A 16845-nucleotide genomic window follows, 5' to 3' on the forward strand; every position below is an offset into this window, starting at 1 on the left:
CGCGGATTCTACGTTCGGCATATGACCTCCGCACCCGAACGGACGGCCGGCAAAGGCCTGGCCAGTGGAACGCTGGGGCTGTGGGGCTCGACCGTCATCGGTCTGGCATCCACCGCTCCCGTCTACTCCCTCGTGGCCACCCTCGGCTTCGTCGTCCTCGCGGTCGGCGCGCAAGCGCCCATCGCCTTCGTCGTGGCCTTCGTGCCGATGCTGTTCATCGCGTTCGCGTACCGCGAGTTGAACAACGAGATCCCCGACTGCGGAACCACGTTCACGTGGGGCACCAAGGCCTTCGGGCCCTGGATCGGCTGGATGGGCGGGTGGGGCGTCGCCGTGGCCGGCATGGTCGTGCTCGCCAACCTGTCGCAGATCGCCGGCATCTACCTGTGGTCGCTCATCGGCGACGGCTCGCTCGCCGAGAACGTGCCCCTGGTCACGGCGACCGGTGTCGCCTTCATCGCCGCGATGACGTACGTCAGCTACCGCGGCGTCGAGATCGGGGAGCGGATCCAGAACGTCCTCCTCGCCGTCCAATACCTCGTCCTCGCGCTTTTCGTCGTGCTCGCGCTGTGGAAGTTCTTCGACGGAACGGCCCCGAACCCCACCCCGTTCGACATCGCCTGGTTCAACCCGCTGGGCTTCACGGACTGGAGCGGGTTCACCGAGGCCGTCCTGCTGGCGCTGTTCATCTACTGGGGATGGGACACCTGCCTCGCGCTCAACGAAGAGACGAAGGACCCCAAGCGCATCCCGGGGCGGGCAGCCCTGCTGACCACCGTCATCCTTCTCGGCACCTACGTCACCGTCACCGTGGCGGCGATGATGTACGCCGGCGTCGGGGAGGACGGGGCCGGCCTGGCCAACCCCGACAACGCGGACGACGTCTTCCTCGCCCTGAAGGACGGCCTCTTCGGTCCGTTCGGGTGGGTGCTGATCGTCGCGGTGCTCATCTCGGCCGTCTCGTCGACGCAGACCACCATCCTCCCGACCGCGCGAGGAACGCTCGCCATGGCCGCGTACAAGGCGCTTCCGGAGCGGTTCCGCTCGGTGCACCCGCGCTACAAGACGCCGTCGTTCTCGACGCTGGTGATGGGCATCGTCGCGAGCATCTACTACGTCGGGATGACCCTCATCAGCGACAACATCCTGCAGGACTCGATCCTCTCGCTCGGCCTCGCGATCGCGTTCTACTACGCGATGACCGGATACGCGTGCGTCTGGTACTACCGACGCGAGCTGTTCTCCTCCGGCAAGAACCTCGTGTACCGCGGCATCCTGCCCCTGCTGGGTGCGCTCATGCTGACCTACGCATTCGTGCAGTCGGCGATCGACATGTACGACCCGGAGTACGGCAACACCGTGCTGCTGGGCGTCGGCGGGACGTTCGTGGTCGGCATCGGCGCCCTCGCCATCGGCGTCGTGCTGATGGTGGTGTGGTTCGCCTTCCCGGGGTCGAAGCCGTTCTTCCGGGGCGAGAGCCTCAACCGCGACACCGAGGTGCTGGTGCCCGACGAGCCCATCGCCTACCCGCGCTCGGTCGACGGCGGTATCTGAGGGCGCCGCCCGGTCGGACGCGGCGGGATCCGCGCGAGCGGGCGCGGGCCGGGGCTGTGCACGCAAGCGCGAGCGGTGGCCACGCGAGCGGGCGCGGGCCGGGGCCCGAGCGAGAAGGAGCGAGCCGGGGTCCGCGCGAGCGGGCGCCCCGGCCGCGACGGATCAGACCACGGCGCGGATCGAGCCGACGACGCCCCCGCCGCCCGACACCGTGAGCGGCAGGAGCGCGAGCGTGTCGGCGACGGCCTCGGCCGAGAGGGCTCCCGCGCGCTCGAGCAGGCGCAGGGCGACGGCCCACCCCGCCCGGTTGGAGCCGTCGAGCATCTTCAGGGCGACGGTCGTGCCGTCGGGGGCGGTCATGACCTGCACGCCCTCGGCGCCCATCTTGGAGAAGACGCCGAGACGCTCGATGACGATCGTGTCGGGACGGCCCGGACCGTCGATGGTCCAAGGGTGCTCCTTGACGGCCCGCACGAGCGCTCCGGCGCTGCGGTGCAGGGCGAAGGGGGATCGCTCGGACGAGGTCGCGATGCGCTGGATCGCCCGCGCCAGCCCGACGAGGCTCATCGCGTAGACGGGGGCGCCGCAGCCGTCGATGGCCGTGGTGGTCATGCGCTCGCCCACGAGACGCTCCAGCACCTCGCGGATGTGCACCTGCAGGGGGTGCTGCGGGTCGAGGTAATCCGCGGTCGACCACCCGTTGGCCACGCAGGTCAGCAGCATCGCGGCGTGCTTGCCCGAGCAGTTCATGCGCAGCGGGGAGGGGGCGCCGTGATCGCGCACCAGCTCGTCGCGCGACGCGGTGTCGGTGGGCCAGGCCGCGGGGCAGCCGAGGTCGTCTTCGGTGAGTCCGGCGGACTGCAGGATGCCGCGCGCGAGCTCCGCGTGGCGATCGGTGCCGCAGTGGCTCGCCATCGAGATCGCGAGGCGCTCGTCGGAGAGGTCCGCCCCCGCGGACAGGCACGCCAGCGCCTGCAGGGGTTTCATGCTCGAGCGCGGCAGGAACGCCGCCGTCACGTCACCCAGGGCGAGCTTCTCGGTGCCGTCGGGGGCGAGCACGACGGCGACGCCGACGTGGCGGGATTCGACGAAGCCGTTGCGGTCGACGACGGCGAGTTCGACGGAGGCGGGGGGCGTGGCGGGCATCCCTTCATCGTATCCCGCCGGCCCCCTCCCGACCCTGCCGAGCCGCCCGCGCGAGTCGCCAGGATCCGTCGCTTCGGCGGCCCTCGAAGCGACGAATACCGGCGCCTCGCGCGGGGGAAGAGGGCAGACTGGAGGGCATGAACGGAGAGCACCACTACCGCCTGCGCTCGACCTGGACCGGCGATCGGGGGACGGGCACGAGCGGGTACCGCGACTACGACCGGGCGGTGACGCTGACGGTCGACGGCAAGCCCGAGATCGCGGCATCCGCCGACAAGCCCTTCCGGGGCGACCCCGCCAAGTGGAACCCGGAGGAGCTGCTGCTCGCCGCGCTCAGCGAGTGCCACCTGCTGTCGTATCTGCACGCGTGCGTCACGACGGGGGTGGTCGTCACCTCGTACGAGGACGACGCCTCGGGAACGATGCAGGAGGACGGCAACAGCGGGGGAGCGTTCACCGAGGTGGTGCTGCGTCCGCGCGTCACGGTCGCCGAGCAGTCGATGGTGGAGGCGGCCACCGCCGCCCACCGTCAGGCGCGCGAGTGGTGCTTCATCGCGAACTCGGTCAACTTCCCGGTCCGGCACGAGCCGGTGATCACCGTCGGCTGAGGCGCGCCCACCGCTCGGACAGCCCGCGCGGACCCGCCGGCCGGACGGTCCGACGCGTCCGCGCGTCGTACAGTGAGCGCATGCAGATCGAACCCGCTTTGCGTCGACTCGACCGCGTCGCCGGAGGCCGACAGGCCGACCACCGGGTGCAGGTGTCCGACGACCCGAAGGTGCGGCGCGCGTTCCGTGCGATGACGCTGCTGCTCGCCCTCGGTTTCGTCCTCGGCGTCGCGACGGTCGTGATCGCCCTCGTGATGACGCTCAACGGCGACGACGTGGGCTTCGCCGTCTGGATGCGCTGCCTCGTGGTGCTGGCGATCACCACGACCCTGTTCTACTTCCTCTGGCGCGCGCACGCCGGTTGGTACTGGGCCTTCCGTCGCCTGCAGCTGTTCAGCCGCATCTTCCCGGTCGTGGCGCTCGTGCTCGCGGCCATCCCCGGGCTGTACCCGTTCTGGGTGGTCACCGAGCAAATCCTCTTCGCCATCCTGCTCATCGGCGTCTCGGACTACCTGCAGTCCGACGCCGTACGGGCGGCGTACCCCAAGCCGCAGCGCTGAGGCGGCGGCATCCGGATGCCGCATGGCCGGCGCCTGGCGATCTGTTCGGCGGGCGCGGGGGAGCCGCGGCGAGGCTCGCGAACGCACGGGCGACGGCGCGCGACGCGACGCCGCGGACACCCGGGAGAGACGACGGAACCCCGCCGGCACGAGGCCGACGGGGTTCCGGAAGGGGGCGTGCGGGTCAGCGCACGTCGTCGTCGATCCAGTCCATCGACTTGGTGACGGCCTTCTTCCACAGGCGCAGCTCGCGCTCGCGCTCGCTGTCGTCCATGTTGGGCTCCCAGCGCTTGTCTTCCTGCCAGTTGGCGCGCAGGTCGTCGAGGTTGTCCCAGAAGCCGGTCGCCAGACCCGCGGCGTAGGCGGCACCGAGCGCGGTGGTCTCGGCGACGACCGGGCGCACGACCGGGACGCCGAGGATGTCGGCCTGGAACTGCATCAGCGCGTCGTTGGCGGTCATGCCGCCGTCGACCTTGAGCTCGGCGAGGTCGACACCGGAGTCGGCGTTGACCGCGTCGAGGACCTCGCGCGACTGGAAGGCGGTGGCCTCCAGCGCGGCGCGGGCGATGTGGCCCTTGTTGACGTAGCGCGTCATGCCCACGATCGCGCCGCGGGCGTCGGGACGCCAGTAGGGAGCGAACAGACCCGAGAACGCCGGCACGAAGTACACGCCGCCGTTGTCGTCGACGCTCGAGGCGAGCGCCTCGACCTCGGGGGCCGAGGAGATGATGCCGAGCTGGTCGCGCAGCCACTGGATGAGCGAGCCGGTCACGGCGATCGAACCCTCGAGCGCGTAGCGCGCCGGCTGGTCGCCCAGTTTGTAACCGAGCGTGGTCAGCAGGCCGTTCTTCGAGTGGACGATCTCTTCGCCCGTCTGGAAGATGAGGAAGTTGCCCGTGCCGTAGGTGTTCTTGCTCTCGCCCGGATCGAACGCCGCCTGGCCGAAGGTCGCGGCCTGCTGGTCGCCCAGGATGCCGGCGATCGGGGTCTCGCGCAGCAGCGACGAGGACTCGACGGTGCCGTACACCTCGGAGGAGGAGCGGATCTCGGGCATCATCGAGCGCGGCACGCCGAAGTCGGACAGGATGTCGTCACGCCACTCGAGGGTCTCGAGGTCCATGAACAGGGTGCGGCTGGCGTTGGTGACGTCGGTCGCGTGCACGCCGCCGTCGATGCCGCCGGTGAGGTTCCACAGCACCCAGGTGTCGGTGGTGCCGAAGATCAGGTCGCCGGCCTCGGCCTTCTCTCGGGCCCCGTCGACGTTCTCGAGGATCCACACGATCTTGGTGCCCGAGAAGTAGGTGGCCAGGGGCAGGCCGACGATGCTCTTGTACCGCTCCGGGTCGCCGTCCGCGAGGCGGTCGACGATCGACTGCGTGCGGGTGTCCTGCCAGACGATGGCGTTGTAGACGGGCTTGCCGGTGTTCTTGTCCCAGACCACCGCGGTCTCGCGCTGGTTGGTGATGCCGACGGCGGCGACGTCGTGGCGGGTGATGTCGGCGCGGCTGAGGGCCAGGCCGATCACCTCCTGGGTGTTGCGCCAGATCTCGAGCGGGTCGTGCTCGACCCATCCCGCGCGCGGGAAGATCTGCTCGTGCTCCTTCTGTCCGACGGAGATGACACTCCCGGACTTGTCGAAGATCATCGCGCGGGTCGAGGTCGTGCCCTGGTCGATGGCGAGGACGTAGTCGGCCATGGATGGACTCCTTTGTCTTGTTCGGTGAACGGTGTTGCGGGAAGGAAGAAGGCGGGGGCGCCGGGCGACGCCCCCGCGGAAGTGTTACTTGCCGAGGCTCAGGAGCACCGGGGCGAGCAGACCCGCGAGCAGACCGCCCACGAGCGGGCCGGCCACGGGGACCCAGGCGTAGCCCCAGTCGCTGGAGCCCTTGCCCTTGATCGGGAGGATCGCGTGGGCGATGCGGGGGCCGAGGTCACGGGCGGGGTTGATGGCGTATCCCGTGGGGCCACCGAGCGAGGCGCCGATGCCGACGACGAGCAGGGCCACGGGCACGGCCGCGAGACCGCCGATGCCGCCGGGGACGCCGATGTCGGCCACGCCGTAGTCGCTGAAGCCGAAGATCACGAAGACCAGCACGAAGGTCGCGATGACCTCGGTGAGGAAGTTGAAGCCGTAGGAACGGATCGCGGGGCCGGTGGAGAACACGCCCAGCTTGGAGGCGGGGTCGGGCTCGTCGTCGAAGTGCTGCTTGTAGGACGCCCACGCGAGAACGGCACCGATGATCGCACCGACGAGCTGGGCCGCCACGGCCACGAGGAACTGGACGAAGCCGATCTTGCCGGCCACGAGGAGGCCGATCGACACGGCGGGGTTCAGCTGTGCGCCGGAGTAGGCGGACACGATGACACCGGCGAAGACCGCCAGGCCCCATCCCCAGTTGACCATCAGGGTGCCGCCGGCGTTGCCCTTGGTCTTGGCCAGGGCCACGTTGGCGACCACGCCACAGCCCAACAGGATGAGCATCGCGGTGCCGACCACCTCCGAGAGGAAGTACAGCCCCAGGTTCACTTCTTGCATGTCGTCATCGACCTTTCTTTTCTCACCCGGACACCTTCGGCACGGGTGGTGATGCGGCTCGGTGTTCCGAACCTATGCGCGAGGTGCGGGCGCGCGACAGACGGCGCGCCCGCACGTTCTCTCAGATTCGCGCGACTCCGGCCTGGGCCAGGTCGACCCGGTGCGCCGAGCGCAGGATCTCGGTGGTCCGGGCGATCTCCTCGTCGACGCGGTCCGCGTCCCAGCCGAGGGGGCCGGAGACGGCCTCCGCGACCTCGCGCAGCGTGCGCTCGGTCATCCCGCCGACGAAGGCGAGGTGCGTCCGGCGCAGCAGCACGTCGATCAGGTGCACGACCTGCTCGTTCGCGGCGATCCACTCGAGCTCTTCGCGGTAGTAACCGGGGGCGTCGGCGACAGGGGTCGGCTCGGCCGGCAGCGCGTCGAGGATCGTGTCGGCGCGGGTGCCGTAGCGCTCGAGCATGGCCTCCACGAGCTCGGCGGAGTGCGCATTCGTGCGGGCGGCGACCCAGCGCCGGCGCTGCTCGGGCGTGGCCGGGAAGCCGGCGCCGCCACCGATCGACAGTCCCTGCGTGCTCACGCGGTGGGGACGGCGGAGCTTCTGCAGCGTCTTCATGCTGAGGTGCTCCGCGAGCGCGCGGAAGGTGGTCCACTTGCCACCGACGAGGCTCATCGCGGGCGTGCCGGCGATCTCGTCCTCGACGATGCGGTAGTCGCGCGAGACGAATCCGGGGGCGGTGTCGTCGTGACGCGGGAGCGGGCGGATGCCGCTGAAGGTGTAGACGATCTGCGAGCGGTCGACGCCGATGGTCGGGAAGACATGCCCGATGAGGTCGAAGAAGTACTCGATCTCGTCGTCGGTGCACACGACGGGCTTCGACGGGTCGGCGTCGATGTCGGTGGTGCCGACCAGGACGCGGTCCTTGAGCGGGTAGATGAGCACGATGCGCCCGTCCGAGTGCTCGAAGAAGATCTCGCGGCCGCCGGTCGCGGCGAGGAGCTCGGGGTTGTCGAGCACGATGTGCGAGCCCTTGGTTCCGCCCATGAACTGCGTCTTCAGGCCCATGGCCTCGTTGGCGAGGTCGGTCCAGGGGCCGGCGGTGTTGAGGATGACCTTGGCCTTGACGCTGAACTCCTCGCCGGAGACCTCGTCGCGCACCCGCACGCCGTTCGCGTCGGCGCCGACGGCGGAGACGTAGTTGACGGCCTGCGTGCGACCGGCGCCGGCCTCGATGCCGTCGCGCAGCACGTCGAGGGCGATGCGCTCGGGGTCGTGCATCGACGCGTCGAAGTACGTCGCCGTGTAGGCGAGGTCGTGGTTGAGCTTCGGCAGTTCGGCGAGCGACTTCTTCTTGCCGAGGAATTTGTGGCGGGGCACCGATCCGCCGTCGCGCGAGAAGGTGTCGTACATGATGAGGCCGACCTTGATCAGCAGAGCGCCGCGCTCGTTCGGCTTGCCGCGGCCGTGCGTCACCAGCAGGCGGAACGGGGCTGACAGGATGCCGGAGAACGTCTTGTAGATCGGGATGGTCGTCTCGAGCGGCTTGACGTAGTGGGGCGCCGTCTTGAGCAGGTCGTTGCGCTCGGTCACGGCTTCCTTCACGAGGCGGAACTCGCCGTTCTCGAGATAGCGAATGCCGCCGTGCACCATGTGGCTGGAGGCCGACGAAGCGCCCGACACGAAGTCGCCGCGCTCGACGAGGGCGACGCTGACACCCTGAAGGGCCAGATCGCGCAGGGTGGCGAGGCCGTTGATGCCCCCACCGATGATCAGGACGTCGAGGTCTTCGGCGTCACGGAGCGCCTGGACGTCGGCGCGGAGCGAAGAAGTAGGGGACGACATGTCGACTGCGACCTTTCGTTGTTGGTACGACGATCAGGATGCGCCCCTCTGCACGTTGTTGCAAGCCCCTTGAACAAACGTGCAGAATGGTGCTCATGAAGGTGTCAGGACGGTGACGACGCAGGCGGAGGAGCGCTCCCGCGACGCGTTGCGCGCAGCGCAGCTGTACTACATGCAGGACCTGACGATGGATGCCATCGCGCACGAGATGCGCGTCTCGCGGTCGTCCGTCTCGCGTCTGCTGCAGCACGCCCGCGACGTGGGCCTGGTGACGATCTCGATCAGTCCCCCCGACGACGCGCGGGGGCAGATGGCGCAGCGCATCGCCGACCGGTTCGGGATCACCGCGCACATCGTTCCCACCCCGGCCCGCACCTCGGAGGCCGAGCGCCTCGAGCGCACCGCCCTGACGGCCGCGCGCATCCTCGCCGAGCGCGTCGAGTCGTCGATGACCGTGGGCGTCGCCTGGGGATCCACGCTCTCGGCGATGGCGCGACACGTACCGCAGAAAGACGTCCACGACACCCACATCGTCCAGATGAACGGCGCGGCCAACGTCCGCACCTCCGGCATCCCGTACGCGGGGGAGATCCTGTCGAAGTTCGGGGCGGCCTGGTCGTCGTCGGTGCACCAATTCCCGGTGCCGGCCCTCTTCGACGACCCGCGCACGAAGCAGGCGATGTGGCGGGAGCGCTCGGTGCGGTCGGTGCTGGAGATCCAGCAACGCGTGGGCCTGTTCGTCTTCGGACTCGGATCGCCCCACGCCGACGTGCCCTCGCACGTCTACAGCGGCGACTACTTCGACGAACGCGATCGCGCGGTGATCGAGCGCGAGGGCGTCGTGGGCGATTGCGCCACGGTCTTCTACCGCGCCGACGGCTCGAGCGACATCCCCGAGCTCAATGCGCGCTCCAGCGGACCCGACCTCGACACCGTGCGTCGCATCCCGCGGCGTTTCTGCGTCGTGTCGAGCCTGTCGAAGCTCGACGGCCTGCGCGGCGCGCTCGCCGCGGGCCTGGTGACCGAGCTCGTCGTGGAGGAGTCGCTCGCGCGTCGGCTGTTGAGCGTCACGCGCTGACCCCGCCTCCTCGGGGCGGGCTCAGCGCTCGCCGAACCCGTCGTCGATGAGGGAGCGCAGTTCGTCGAGGGCCTGCCGCGCCTGCGGCCCGGTCGCGCTGACCCGCACCCGGGACCCCTGCCGGACCCCCAGAGCCATGAGCGCGAGCAGGCTGCGGCCCGAGACCTCGTCGCCGCCGGCCTCCAGATCGGCGATGCGCACGTCGGCGTCGTAACGCGACGCGGCCTTGACGAACGTCGCCGCCGGACGCGCGTGCAGGCCCGACGGGTTGACGACCACCGCCTCGAAGGACGGCGCATCGGCGGTGTCCTCGTCGACGGATGCCGCAGGCGAGGGGCTCGTGGCCTGGTCGCCCGCCGCGCCGAGCTGCCGTCTCTTCGCGTCACCGGCACCCGCCACCTCGGCGGCGACCTCGTCGAGACCGGCGCCGCCGGCCGCGGTCACGACCGCCGCCACGAGACCCTCCACGAAGGGCGCGGGGCTCAGCCGGACCCGCTCGGGGGCGCCGACGAACTCCAGAGCCGTCTCGGCGCTGAGGATCGCGGACCCCAGGTCCATCAGGACGAGCACGCCGTCGCCCGAATCCGCCTCGTCGACCGCGGCGGCGATGGCCACGGCATCCGTGCCGAGATCGCCGTCGGGGCCCCCCGCCGCCACGCGCACGGCGGGAGGCTCGGCGCCGCCCATCTGCAGCGAGAGGTGCACCGCGGCGTCGGCGAGGGCGCGGCTGTGCGAGACCGCGACGATCCCGATCACTCCGCGGCCGCCAGCGTGTCGGCCAACGCCTCGAGGAGCAACGTCGAGGAGGCCGCTCCCGGGTCGATGTGTCCGGCGCTGCGTTCGCCGAGGTAGCTCGCGCGCCCCTTACGGGCGACGAGCGGTTCCGCGGCGTCGCGGCCCCGGGCGGCGGCCTCGGCGGCGGCGCGCGCGGCCGCGGCGGGGCCGCCATCGGCTGCCGCGTCCCACGCGTCGATCGCGGGGGAGAGGGCGTCGATCATCGTCTTGTCGCCCGGCTCGGCCTTGCCGCGGGCGATGACGCCCTCGACACCTGCGCGCAGCGCCGCGCCCAGGGCTGCGGCATCCACCCCGTCCGAGGAAGACAACGCGGGCCCCATGCGCAGGAAGAGCGTTCCGTAGAGCGGGCCGCTCGCCCCGCCGACCGTCGAGACGAGCGTCATCCCCACCGTCTTGAACAGCTCGGCGGGGCTCGCCGGCGCCGGGTCGAGCTTGGCGACGACCGCATCGAGACCGCGGGCCATGTTCGAGCCGTGGTCGGCGTCGCCGATCTCGGAGTCCAGGCGCGTCAACTCGTCTTTGTGGTCGGTCACGGCCTCGCGGAACGCGCGGATCCAGGCGACGAGATCGTCGGTCGACACCGCGGCGCTCACGCGCCCCACCGCAGACCGGGGGTGACCACGGGCGCGTCCCACAGCCGCAGCATCTCGTCGTCGGCCTTCACGACCGTGAGCGATGCGCCCGCCATGTCGAGGCTGGTGATGTAGTCGCCGATCAGCACGCGCTGCACGTCGACCCCGGCCTCGGCGAGGAGAGGGGCGATCTCGCCGTAGAGCAGGTACTGCTCGATGAGGGGAGTGCCGCCGAGCCCCGACAGCAGGACGATCGCCGGTCCCGCCGTGTCGCCGAAATCGTGCACGATCGGGTCGACCATCAGCTTCGCGATCTCGCGGGCGGAGGCGAGCTTGACGCGCGAGCGTCCGGGCTCGCCGTGGATGCCGACACCGACCTCCATCTCGTCGTCGGGGAGCTCGAACGTGGGGCGGCCGGCCGCGGGCACGGTGCAGCTGGTGAGGGCGACGCCCATCGAGCGACCTGCCTCCGACACGCGGCGCGCGAGGGCGGCGACGGCGGCGAGGTCGGCTCCCGCTTCGGCGAGGGCGCCGACGATCTTCTCCAGGACGACGGTGGTCCCCGTGCCGCGCCGGCCGGCGGTCCACGTGGAGTCCTGCACGGCGACGTCGTCGGCGACGACGACCGACTCGACCTGCACGCCCTCGGCGGCGGCGAGCTCGGCGGCCATCTCGAAGTTGAGCACGTCGCCGGTGTAGTTCTTCACGATGTGCAGCACGCCCGCCCCGGAGTCGGCGGCCTGCGTGGCGGCGAGCACCTGATCGGGCGTGGGGGAGGTGAACACCTCGCCCGCCGCGGCCGCGTCGAGCATGCCGCGTCCGACGAAGCCGCCGTGCATCGGCTCGTGTCCGGAGCCTCCACCCGAGACGAGAGCCACCTTGCCCGCGCGGGTCGGTTCCGCGCGCAGGATGACGCGGTTCTCGGCATCCACGCGGAGATCGGGGTGAGCGACCTGGATCCCCCGCAAGGCTTCGGCCAGCACATCGGCCGGGTCGTTGACGAACTTCTTCACGATGCCTCCTCGTTGTGGCTTCGACGGTTCGGGCCGTCGGTTTCGACCCTGGTCGTCGGACGCCGTCGCGTCAAGGGCGAGGAGGCGCGTGTCAGAGGCGCTCGTGCGGGAGGACCTGCTTGATGCGTTCGATCGGATTCTGCGCGGGGGCCTCGTTGTACGCGTTCGCCAGTTCCTGCCCGCTGAGGGCGTGGATCGCGGCCATGATCTCGTCGGTCGCGCCGCGACGCGCCCGGCCCGAGGTCGCCGGACCGTGCGGCGAGAGGTCGAGCGGCTCTCCGAAGCGCACCGTGATGCGCTCGCTCGTGCTGGGGAACTTCGCGCCGACGGGCATCGCCTTGTCGGTGCCGATGAGGCCGACCGGGACCACGGGGGCGCCGGTCTGCAGCGCGAGGAAGGCGACACCCGTGCGGCCCTTGTAGAGCCGGCCGTCGAGGGAGCGCGTGCCCTCGGGGTACAGCGCGACCGCGCGACCGTCCTCGAGCAGAACGCGCTGCTGGTCGAGGGCGTCGAGGGCCTTCTGGCCGGCTCCGCGCTCGACGGCGATCGCGCCGATCGCGGTGAAGAACTGCCGCGACGCCCACTTCTCGAAGTACGCCGACTTCGCGAGGAAGTGCACGGGCCGGGGAGCGGCGACCGGGATCGCGATCGAGTCGATGAACGACAGGTGGTTGCTCGCGAAGATCACCGGTCCGGTGCGGGGGACGTTCTCGCGCCCCTCGACGTGCGGCCGGTACACGGCGCGGGCGAGCGGGGCGATGAGGAACCGTCCGAGGCCGTAAGCGGCGCCCATCTGCTGCGGCGGTGCGGCGGCGGGGGTCTCGGCGGGCAGGTCGGAACTCACCCGACGAGGCTACTAGCCGCCGCATGCCGAGGTGCGCATGGGGCGCGGCGCGCGACGGACGTGCGCACCGACCGCTCTCCCAGCCGCGCCAAAGCCGGATGCGCGAGGATAGGTGCTTCCCGTCTTCTTCCGAGAGGTCTCCCGTGCGCTTCCGCCCGATCGCTTCCCTGTCCGTCGCCGCCGTCGCGGTGCTGCTGCTGGCCGGGTGCTCCGGCTCGTCCACCGACGCGCAGACGCCGGATGCCACGGCCACCCCGGATGCCGGCGCGTGCCAGACCCCGTTCACCGGCGACGTCCCCGCGGGACTCGAGGTGTCGGGCGACTTCCAGGGCCCCGTCACGGTGACCCGTCCCGACGGCTTCGCCCCCAGCGACATCCAGCGCAGCACGCTCATCGAGGGCACCGGGCAGGAGATCCAGTCCGGCGACATCGTGAAGGCCAACTACACGGTCCTCGACGCCGCCACGGGCGAGGTGGTCCTGGACTCGCTGACGTCCGACCCCTCCGGCATGGACATGATCGTCAACTCCCAGCAGATCTTCGGTGCCGCGGTGTCGTGCGTCCCGGTCGGCTCGCGCACCGTGTCGACCTTCCCGGCCGGCATCCTGGGTGAAGGCTCGCCCGCGTACGTCCTCGTGGCCGACGCGATCTCGGAGCTGCCGACGCGCGCCGACGGCACCGAGGTCGCCCCGGTCGACGGCATGCCGACCGTGACCTTCGCCGACAACGGCGCCCCCACCATCACCGTCCCGAGCACCCCCGCGCCCACCGAGACGCGCATCGAGAACCTGCGCCAGGGCACGGGCGACGTGGTCAACCCCGGCGACACTGTGATCGTGCAGTACACCGGCGTGCTCTACGACGGCGGCACCGTCTTCGACTCGAGCTGGGACAAGGGCGCTCCGACGCAGTTCGCCACGACGGCCGTCGTGCCCGGCTTCAAGAAGGCCCTCGAGGGGCAGACCGTCGGGTCGCAGGTGCTCGCGGTGATCCCGCCGGCCGACGGCTACGGAGACCAGGCGCAGGGCTCGATCCCGGCGGGCGCCACGCTCGTCTTCGTCGTCGACATCCTCGGCGTGCAGCACGCCCCCGCTGCGCAGTAAGCCCCCGCGCCGCGGCGTCCTCGTGGCGCCGCGGCATGCGGGGCGCGGTCCGTTCCGCACGACCCGGGCGGGCGCGGGTCGCGTCGCGGCTCAGTAGGCTGACGGCATGCGCCGCGTCCTCATCCTCGGTTCCACCGGTTCGATCGGCACCCAGGCGCTCGACGTCATCCGGGCCCACACCGACCGCTTCGAGGTCGTCGGCCTGGCGGCGGGGTCGGACCGCGTCGGCGTCGAGGCGCAGGCGCGGGAGTTCGGCGTCGAGCACCTCGCCCTCGGGGCGGTCGAGGCCGAGCAGCTGGTGCGCGACGTCGAGGCCGACGTCGTGCTCAACGGCATCACCGGCTCCGTGGGACTCGGCCCGACGCTCGCGGCCCTCGAGGAGGGACGCACCCTCGCCCTGGCGAACAAGGAGTCGCTGATCGTCGGGGGAGAGCTGGTCACCGCCCTCGCCGCCCCCGGCCAGATCGTTCCGGTCGACTCGGAGCACTCCGCGATCGCCCAGGCCCTGCGCTCCGGGGCGGCCCACGAGGTGCGACGGCTCGTGCTCACGGCATCCGGAGGTCCCTTCCGCGGGCGCTCGCGCGACGAGCTCGGAGACGTCACGCCCGCACAGGCGCTCGCCCACCCCACGTGGGACATGGGACGCGTCGTGACGACGAACTCCGCGACGCTGGTCAACAAGGGCCTCGAGGTGATCGAGGCGCACCTGCTGTTCGACGTCGCCTACGACCGCATCGCCGTCACCGTGCACCCGCAGTCGATCGTGCACTCGATGGTCGAGTTCGTCGACGGCTCGACCATCGCCCAGGCGTCGCCGCCCGACATGCGACTGCCCATCTCGCTCGGCCTCGACTGGCCGCACCGCGTCGGCGGGGTGGGGGCGCCCCTGGACTGGACCACCTCATCGCAATGGACGTTCGAGCCTCTCGACGAGGAGGCCTTCGGCTCCGTGGCGCTCGCCAAGCGCGTGGGACGCGCGGGGGCGACCTTCCCCGCCGTGTTCAACGCCGCGAACGAGCAGGCCGTCGACGCCTTCCACGAGGGGCGTCTGAGCTTCCTCGGCATCGTCGACCTCATCGAACGCGTGGTCGACCGGCACGAGCCGCCCGCGACCCTCACGCGGGAGTCGCTCGCCGAGGCGGAGGCCTGGGCGCGGCGGACGGCCGACGAGATCATCGCCGCGCGCTGACGCCACCGCGGGCGGCCGTGACCGCCGTGGGTCGACCCCGGTGGGGGCTCGACGGATGAGCGCGACACAACGCAGGACTTCCGTTCGCGTGAGCAGGGCGGGCGGCTCCGCAGACGGTTCCCGCGCGCGAAACTCCTGCGTCGTGTCACGCGGGAGCTGTCCGGCACCGCTGGCGATCTCGCTGTCGGCCGGGCGCCCATCACCGTGCGGGATGTGGCGCAACGCAGGAAACGGTTCGGCCGGAGGGGAGTGGAGGACGGCCGGGGTGCGGCGCGCACCGCATCTCCTGCGTTGTGTCGGCGGGCGATGTCGCGGGGCGATTCCCGCGGGCCCAGGCGTCAGGCCGGGAAGTCGACGGGGCGCTCGGGGTCGGACGACGGGGTGCTGTCGGCCGGGTAGGGCACCGGCCACTGCGGGTCGGGCACGGCCCACCCCGCGGCGCGCAGGGCCCGACGCGACAGTTCGCGCGCCGAGTACGGGGTGCGCACGCCGCGGATGTCGCGGTAGTCCTGGTGTCCGGGGCCGGCCCACAGGATCGCATCGCCCTCGCCGACCAGCTTCACGGCCTCGAGGATCGCGCGCTCGGGCGGCGTGAACTCGAGGATCTCGGCGTCGGGACGCGCGAGGCGTGCACCCTCGACGAGCACCGTGCGGATGGCATCCGGGTTCTCGTGACGGGGGTGGTGGTCGGTGACGATGAGGATGTCGCTGCCCTCGATCGCCGTGCGACCCATGTCGTGACGCTTCGTGGCGTCGCGGTCGCCGTCGGCGCCGAAGAGCATGACGACCGTGCCGGGGGTCACGCGGCGGACCGCGGCCAGGGTCTTCTCGAACGCGTCGGGGGAGTGCCCGAAGTCGACGTAGACCGCGGGGCCCTCGGCGCCGGACACGAGCTGCGTGCGTCCCGGGAGGGACGCGTCGATGCGCTCGCCGTCGAGGGTGCTGAACAGGTGCTCCCAGGTGTAGCCCGCCTCGAGCAGCATGACGATGGCGAGTCCGGCGTTGGCGGCCATGTGCCGACCGATCACCGGTACCACCGTCGTCAGCGAGCGGCCCTTGCCGTCGGAGAGGGTGAACTCGGTGCCCTCCTGGCGCTCGTCTACGATGTCGACGGTCCAGTCGGCCCCGGCCCCGGCACCGGCATCGTGCGCGATCGCGGGGGTCGCGATGGTGACGACCGGGATCTCGGCGCGCGCGGCGATCTCGGCGCCCGCGGGGGAGTCCAGGCAGACCACGCCGCGGCGGGCGCGGTCGGGGCGGAAGAGCGGGAGCTTCGCCTCGAAGTACTCGCGCATGTCGGCGTAGTCGTCGAGGTGGTCGTGCGTGAGGTTGGTGAAGCCGGCGACGTCGAATACGAGGCCGTCGACGCGGTGACGCGTGAGGGCCTGGGCGCTGACCTCCACGGCGACGGCTTCGACGCCGCGCTCGCGCATGAGGGCGAGGAGGGCGTGGAACTCCGAGGCCTCGGGCGTGGTCAGACGCGAGACGATGACCTCGCCCGCGATGTGGCGTTCGGCGGTCGACGACAGGCCCGTGACGACTCCGAGCTGGCCGAGGATCCCCTCGAGCAGGTGCGACACGCTTGTCTTGCCGTTGGTGCCCGTGGTCGCGAGCAGACGCGGCAGGTCGTCGTCGGGTCCGGTGCCGTAGACCCACGCCGACAGGTCTCCCAGCAGCGCGCGGGGGTCGTCGACCACGACGATCGGAAGACCCGCGGATGCCGCGATGGCGGCGCCCGCCTCATCGGTGACGACGGCGACCGCGCCGCGCTCGGCCGCGGTGGTCGCGAACTCCGCTCCGTGCCGGTTCACGCCCTGGATGGCCACGAAGGCCTCGCCGGCGCGGAGGTCGGCCGTGGCGAGGGTGATCCCCGACAGGACGGTCGCGTCGATGTCGCCGACCGTGCGCACTCCCCACCGGCGGGCCAGTTCCGCGAGGTCGCGACGGGGCGGACGCTCCGGTCGGAGGACGGGGGGCAGGTTCGAGGGGGCGTCGCTGGGCATCGCC

15 protein-coding genes are annotated in these 16845 nt (G+C 71.3%); 6 read left to right on the forward strand and 9 right to left on the reverse strand.

Translation table 11 applies throughout. The features are described 5' to 3' along the window. Nucleotides 1-21: 21 nt before the first annotated feature. On the forward strand, nt 22-1554 hold the full coding sequence (locus AB1K56_RS05075) for an APC family permease (protein ID WP_371204841.1): 1533 nt from the start codon (nt 22-24) through the stop codon (nt 1552-1554). 162 nt (nt 1555-1716) lie between these two features. Here the strand turns inward: AB1K56_RS05075 and AB1K56_RS05080 are convergent, their stop codons facing one another. Further along, nucleotides 1717-2700 carry an asparaginase gene (locus AB1K56_RS05080; RefSeq protein ID WP_371204842.1) on the reverse strand — a complete coding sequence of 328 codons (984 nt, stop codon included), beginning with the start codon at nt 2698-2700 and terminating at the stop codon, nt 1717-1719. Between the two features lie 137 nt (nt 2701-2837). On the opposite strand from AB1K56_RS05080, the gene AB1K56_RS05085 reads away from it, so the two are divergent. Further along, complete coding sequence (locus AB1K56_RS05085; protein WP_264630390.1) at nt 2838-3308, forward strand: OsmC family protein; 471 nt, start codon at nt 2838-2840, stop codon at nt 3306-3308. An 80-nt stretch (nt 3309-3388) separates the two neighbouring features. Further along, complete coding sequence (locus AB1K56_RS05090) at nt 3389-3868, forward strand: hypothetical protein (protein WP_167494255.1); 480 nt, start codon at nt 3389-3391, stop codon at nt 3866-3868. Between the two features lie 184 nt (nt 3869-4052). On the opposite strand, the gene glpK is transcribed toward AB1K56_RS05090, so the two are convergent. The 3 genes from glpK to AB1K56_RS05105 form a co-directional block, all read right to left on the reverse strand. Next, the gene (glpK, locus tag AB1K56_RS05095; protein ID WP_136587863.1) at nt 4053-5564 is read right to left on the reverse strand and encodes a glycerol kinase GlpK; all 1512 of its coding nucleotides are present in this window, start codon (nt 5562-5564) and stop codon (nt 4053-4055) included. A gap of 84 nt (nt 5565-5648) precedes the next feature. Further along, complete coding sequence (locus AB1K56_RS05100; protein WP_136587864.1) at nt 5649-6404, reverse strand: MIP/aquaporin family protein; 756 nt, start codon at nt 6402-6404, stop codon at nt 5649-5651. Nucleotides 6405-6525: 121 nt separating this feature from the next. Then, a complete protein-coding gene (locus AB1K56_RS05105; RefSeq protein ID WP_371204843.1) occupies nt 6526-8244 on the reverse strand; it encodes an FAD-dependent oxidoreductase in 1719 nt (572 codons plus the stop codon). A gap of 112 nt (nt 8245-8356) precedes the next feature. On the opposite strand from AB1K56_RS05105, the gene AB1K56_RS05110 reads away from it, so the two are divergent. Further along, nucleotides 8357-9322, forward strand: a complete 966-nt coding sequence (locus AB1K56_RS05110; RefSeq protein WP_076674632.1) for a sugar-binding transcriptional regulator — start codon at nt 8357-8359, stop codon at nt 9320-9322. Nucleotides 9323-9343: 21 nt separating this feature from the next. Here the strand turns inward: AB1K56_RS05110 and dhaM are convergent, their stop codons facing one another. The 4 genes from dhaM to AB1K56_RS05130 all read right to left on the reverse strand — a co-directional run bounded on the left by dhaM (nt 9344) and on the right by AB1K56_RS05130 (nt 12495). Next, nucleotides 9344-10078 carry a dihydroxyacetone kinase phosphoryl donor subunit DhaM gene (dhaM, locus tag AB1K56_RS05115; RefSeq protein WP_371204844.1) on the reverse strand — a complete coding sequence of 245 codons (735 nt, stop codon included), beginning with the start codon at nt 10076-10078 and terminating at the stop codon, nt 9344-9346. Beyond that, complete coding sequence (gene dhaL / locus AB1K56_RS05120; RefSeq protein ID WP_371204845.1) at nt 10075-10710, reverse strand: dihydroxyacetone kinase subunit DhaL; 636 nt, start codon at nt 10708-10710, stop codon at nt 10075-10077. The genes dhaM and dhaL overlap by 4 nt, the downstream gene beginning before the upstream one ends. Continuing rightward, nucleotides 10707-11702, reverse strand: coding sequence for a dihydroxyacetone kinase subunit DhaK (gene dhaK / locus AB1K56_RS05125; protein ID WP_371204846.1), 996 nt, complete (start codon nt 11700-11702; stop codon nt 10707-10709). Before dhaK ends, dhaL begins: the two co-directional genes overlap by 4 nt. A gap of 91 nt (nt 11703-11793) precedes the next feature. After that, nucleotides 11794-12495 carry a 1-acyl-sn-glycerol-3-phosphate acyltransferase gene (locus tag AB1K56_RS05130; protein ID WP_240752836.1) on the reverse strand — a complete coding sequence of 234 codons (702 nt, stop codon included), beginning with the start codon at nt 12493-12495 and terminating at the stop codon, nt 11794-11796. A gap of 194 nt (nt 12496-12689) precedes the next feature. On the opposite strand from AB1K56_RS05130, the gene AB1K56_RS05135 reads away from it, so the two are divergent. Both AB1K56_RS05135 and dxr read left to right on the forward strand, forming a co-directional pair. Next, nucleotides 12690-13649, forward strand: coding sequence for an FKBP-type peptidyl-prolyl cis-trans isomerase (locus tag AB1K56_RS05135; protein WP_371204847.1), 960 nt, complete (start codon nt 12690-12692; stop codon nt 13647-13649). A gap of 106 nt (nt 13650-13755) precedes the next feature. Then, nucleotides 13756-14838 carry a 1-deoxy-D-xylulose-5-phosphate reductoisomerase gene (dxr, locus tag AB1K56_RS05140; RefSeq protein ID WP_371204848.1) on the forward strand — a complete coding sequence of 361 codons (1083 nt, stop codon included), beginning with the start codon at nt 13756-13758 and terminating at the stop codon, nt 14836-14838. A gap of 338 nt (nt 14839-15176) precedes the next feature. Here dxr and AB1K56_RS05145 read toward each other — a convergent pair whose 3' ends face one another. Further along, nucleotides 15177-16841, reverse strand: a complete 1665-nt coding sequence (locus tag AB1K56_RS05145) for a Mur ligase family protein (RefSeq protein ID WP_371204849.1) — start codon at nt 16839-16841, stop codon at nt 15177-15179. Nucleotides 16842-16845 lie beyond the last annotated feature (4 nt).

This window comes from Microbacterium sp. BWR-S6Y (assembly GCF_041379845.1).
GTDB classification, from domain to species: domain Bacteria; phylum Actinomycetota; class Actinomycetes; order Actinomycetales; family Microbacteriaceae; genus Microbacterium; species Microbacterium hydrothermale.

Bases quoted from the DNA above. Each gene is read 5' to 3' on its own strand.
- AB1K56_RS05075 (WP_371204841.1), top strand. From the start codon at position 22: ATGACCTCCGCACCCGAACGGACGGCCGGCAAAGGCCTGGCCAGTGGA.
- AB1K56_RS05105 (WP_371204843.1), bottom strand. From the start codon at position 8,244: ATGTCGTCCCCTACTTCTTCGCTCCGCGCCGACGTCCAGGCGCTCCGT.
- AB1K56_RS05090 (WP_167494255.1), top strand. From the start codon at position 3,389: ATGCAGATCGAACCCGCTTTGCGTCGACTCGACCGCGTCGCCGGAGGC.
- AB1K56_RS05130 (WP_240752836.1), bottom strand. From the start codon at position 12,495: ATGGGCGCCGCTTACGGCCTCGGACGGTTCCTCATCGCCCCGCTCGCC.
- AB1K56_RS05145 (WP_371204849.1), bottom strand. From the start codon at position 16,841: ATGCCCAGCGACGCCCCCTCGAACCTGCCCCCCGTCCTCCGACCGGAG.
- AB1K56_RS05085 (WP_264630390.1), top strand. From the start codon at position 2,838: ATGAACGGAGAGCACCACTACCGCCTGCGCTCGACCTGGACCGGCGAT.
- AB1K56_RS05100 (WP_136587864.1), bottom strand. From the start codon at position 6,404: ATGCAAGAAGTGAACCTGGGGCTGTACTTCCTCTCGGAGGTGGTCGGC.
- glpK (WP_136587863.1), bottom strand. From the start codon at position 5,564: ATGGCCGACTACGTCCTCGCCATCGACCAGGGCACGACCTCGACCCGC.
- dxr (WP_371204848.1), top strand. From the start codon at position 13,756: ATGCGCCGCGTCCTCATCCTCGGTTCCACCGGTTCGATCGGCACCCAG.
- AB1K56_RS05080 (WP_371204842.1), bottom strand. From the start codon at position 2,700: ATGCCCGCCACGCCCCCCGCCTCCGTCGAACTCGCCGTCGTCGACCGC.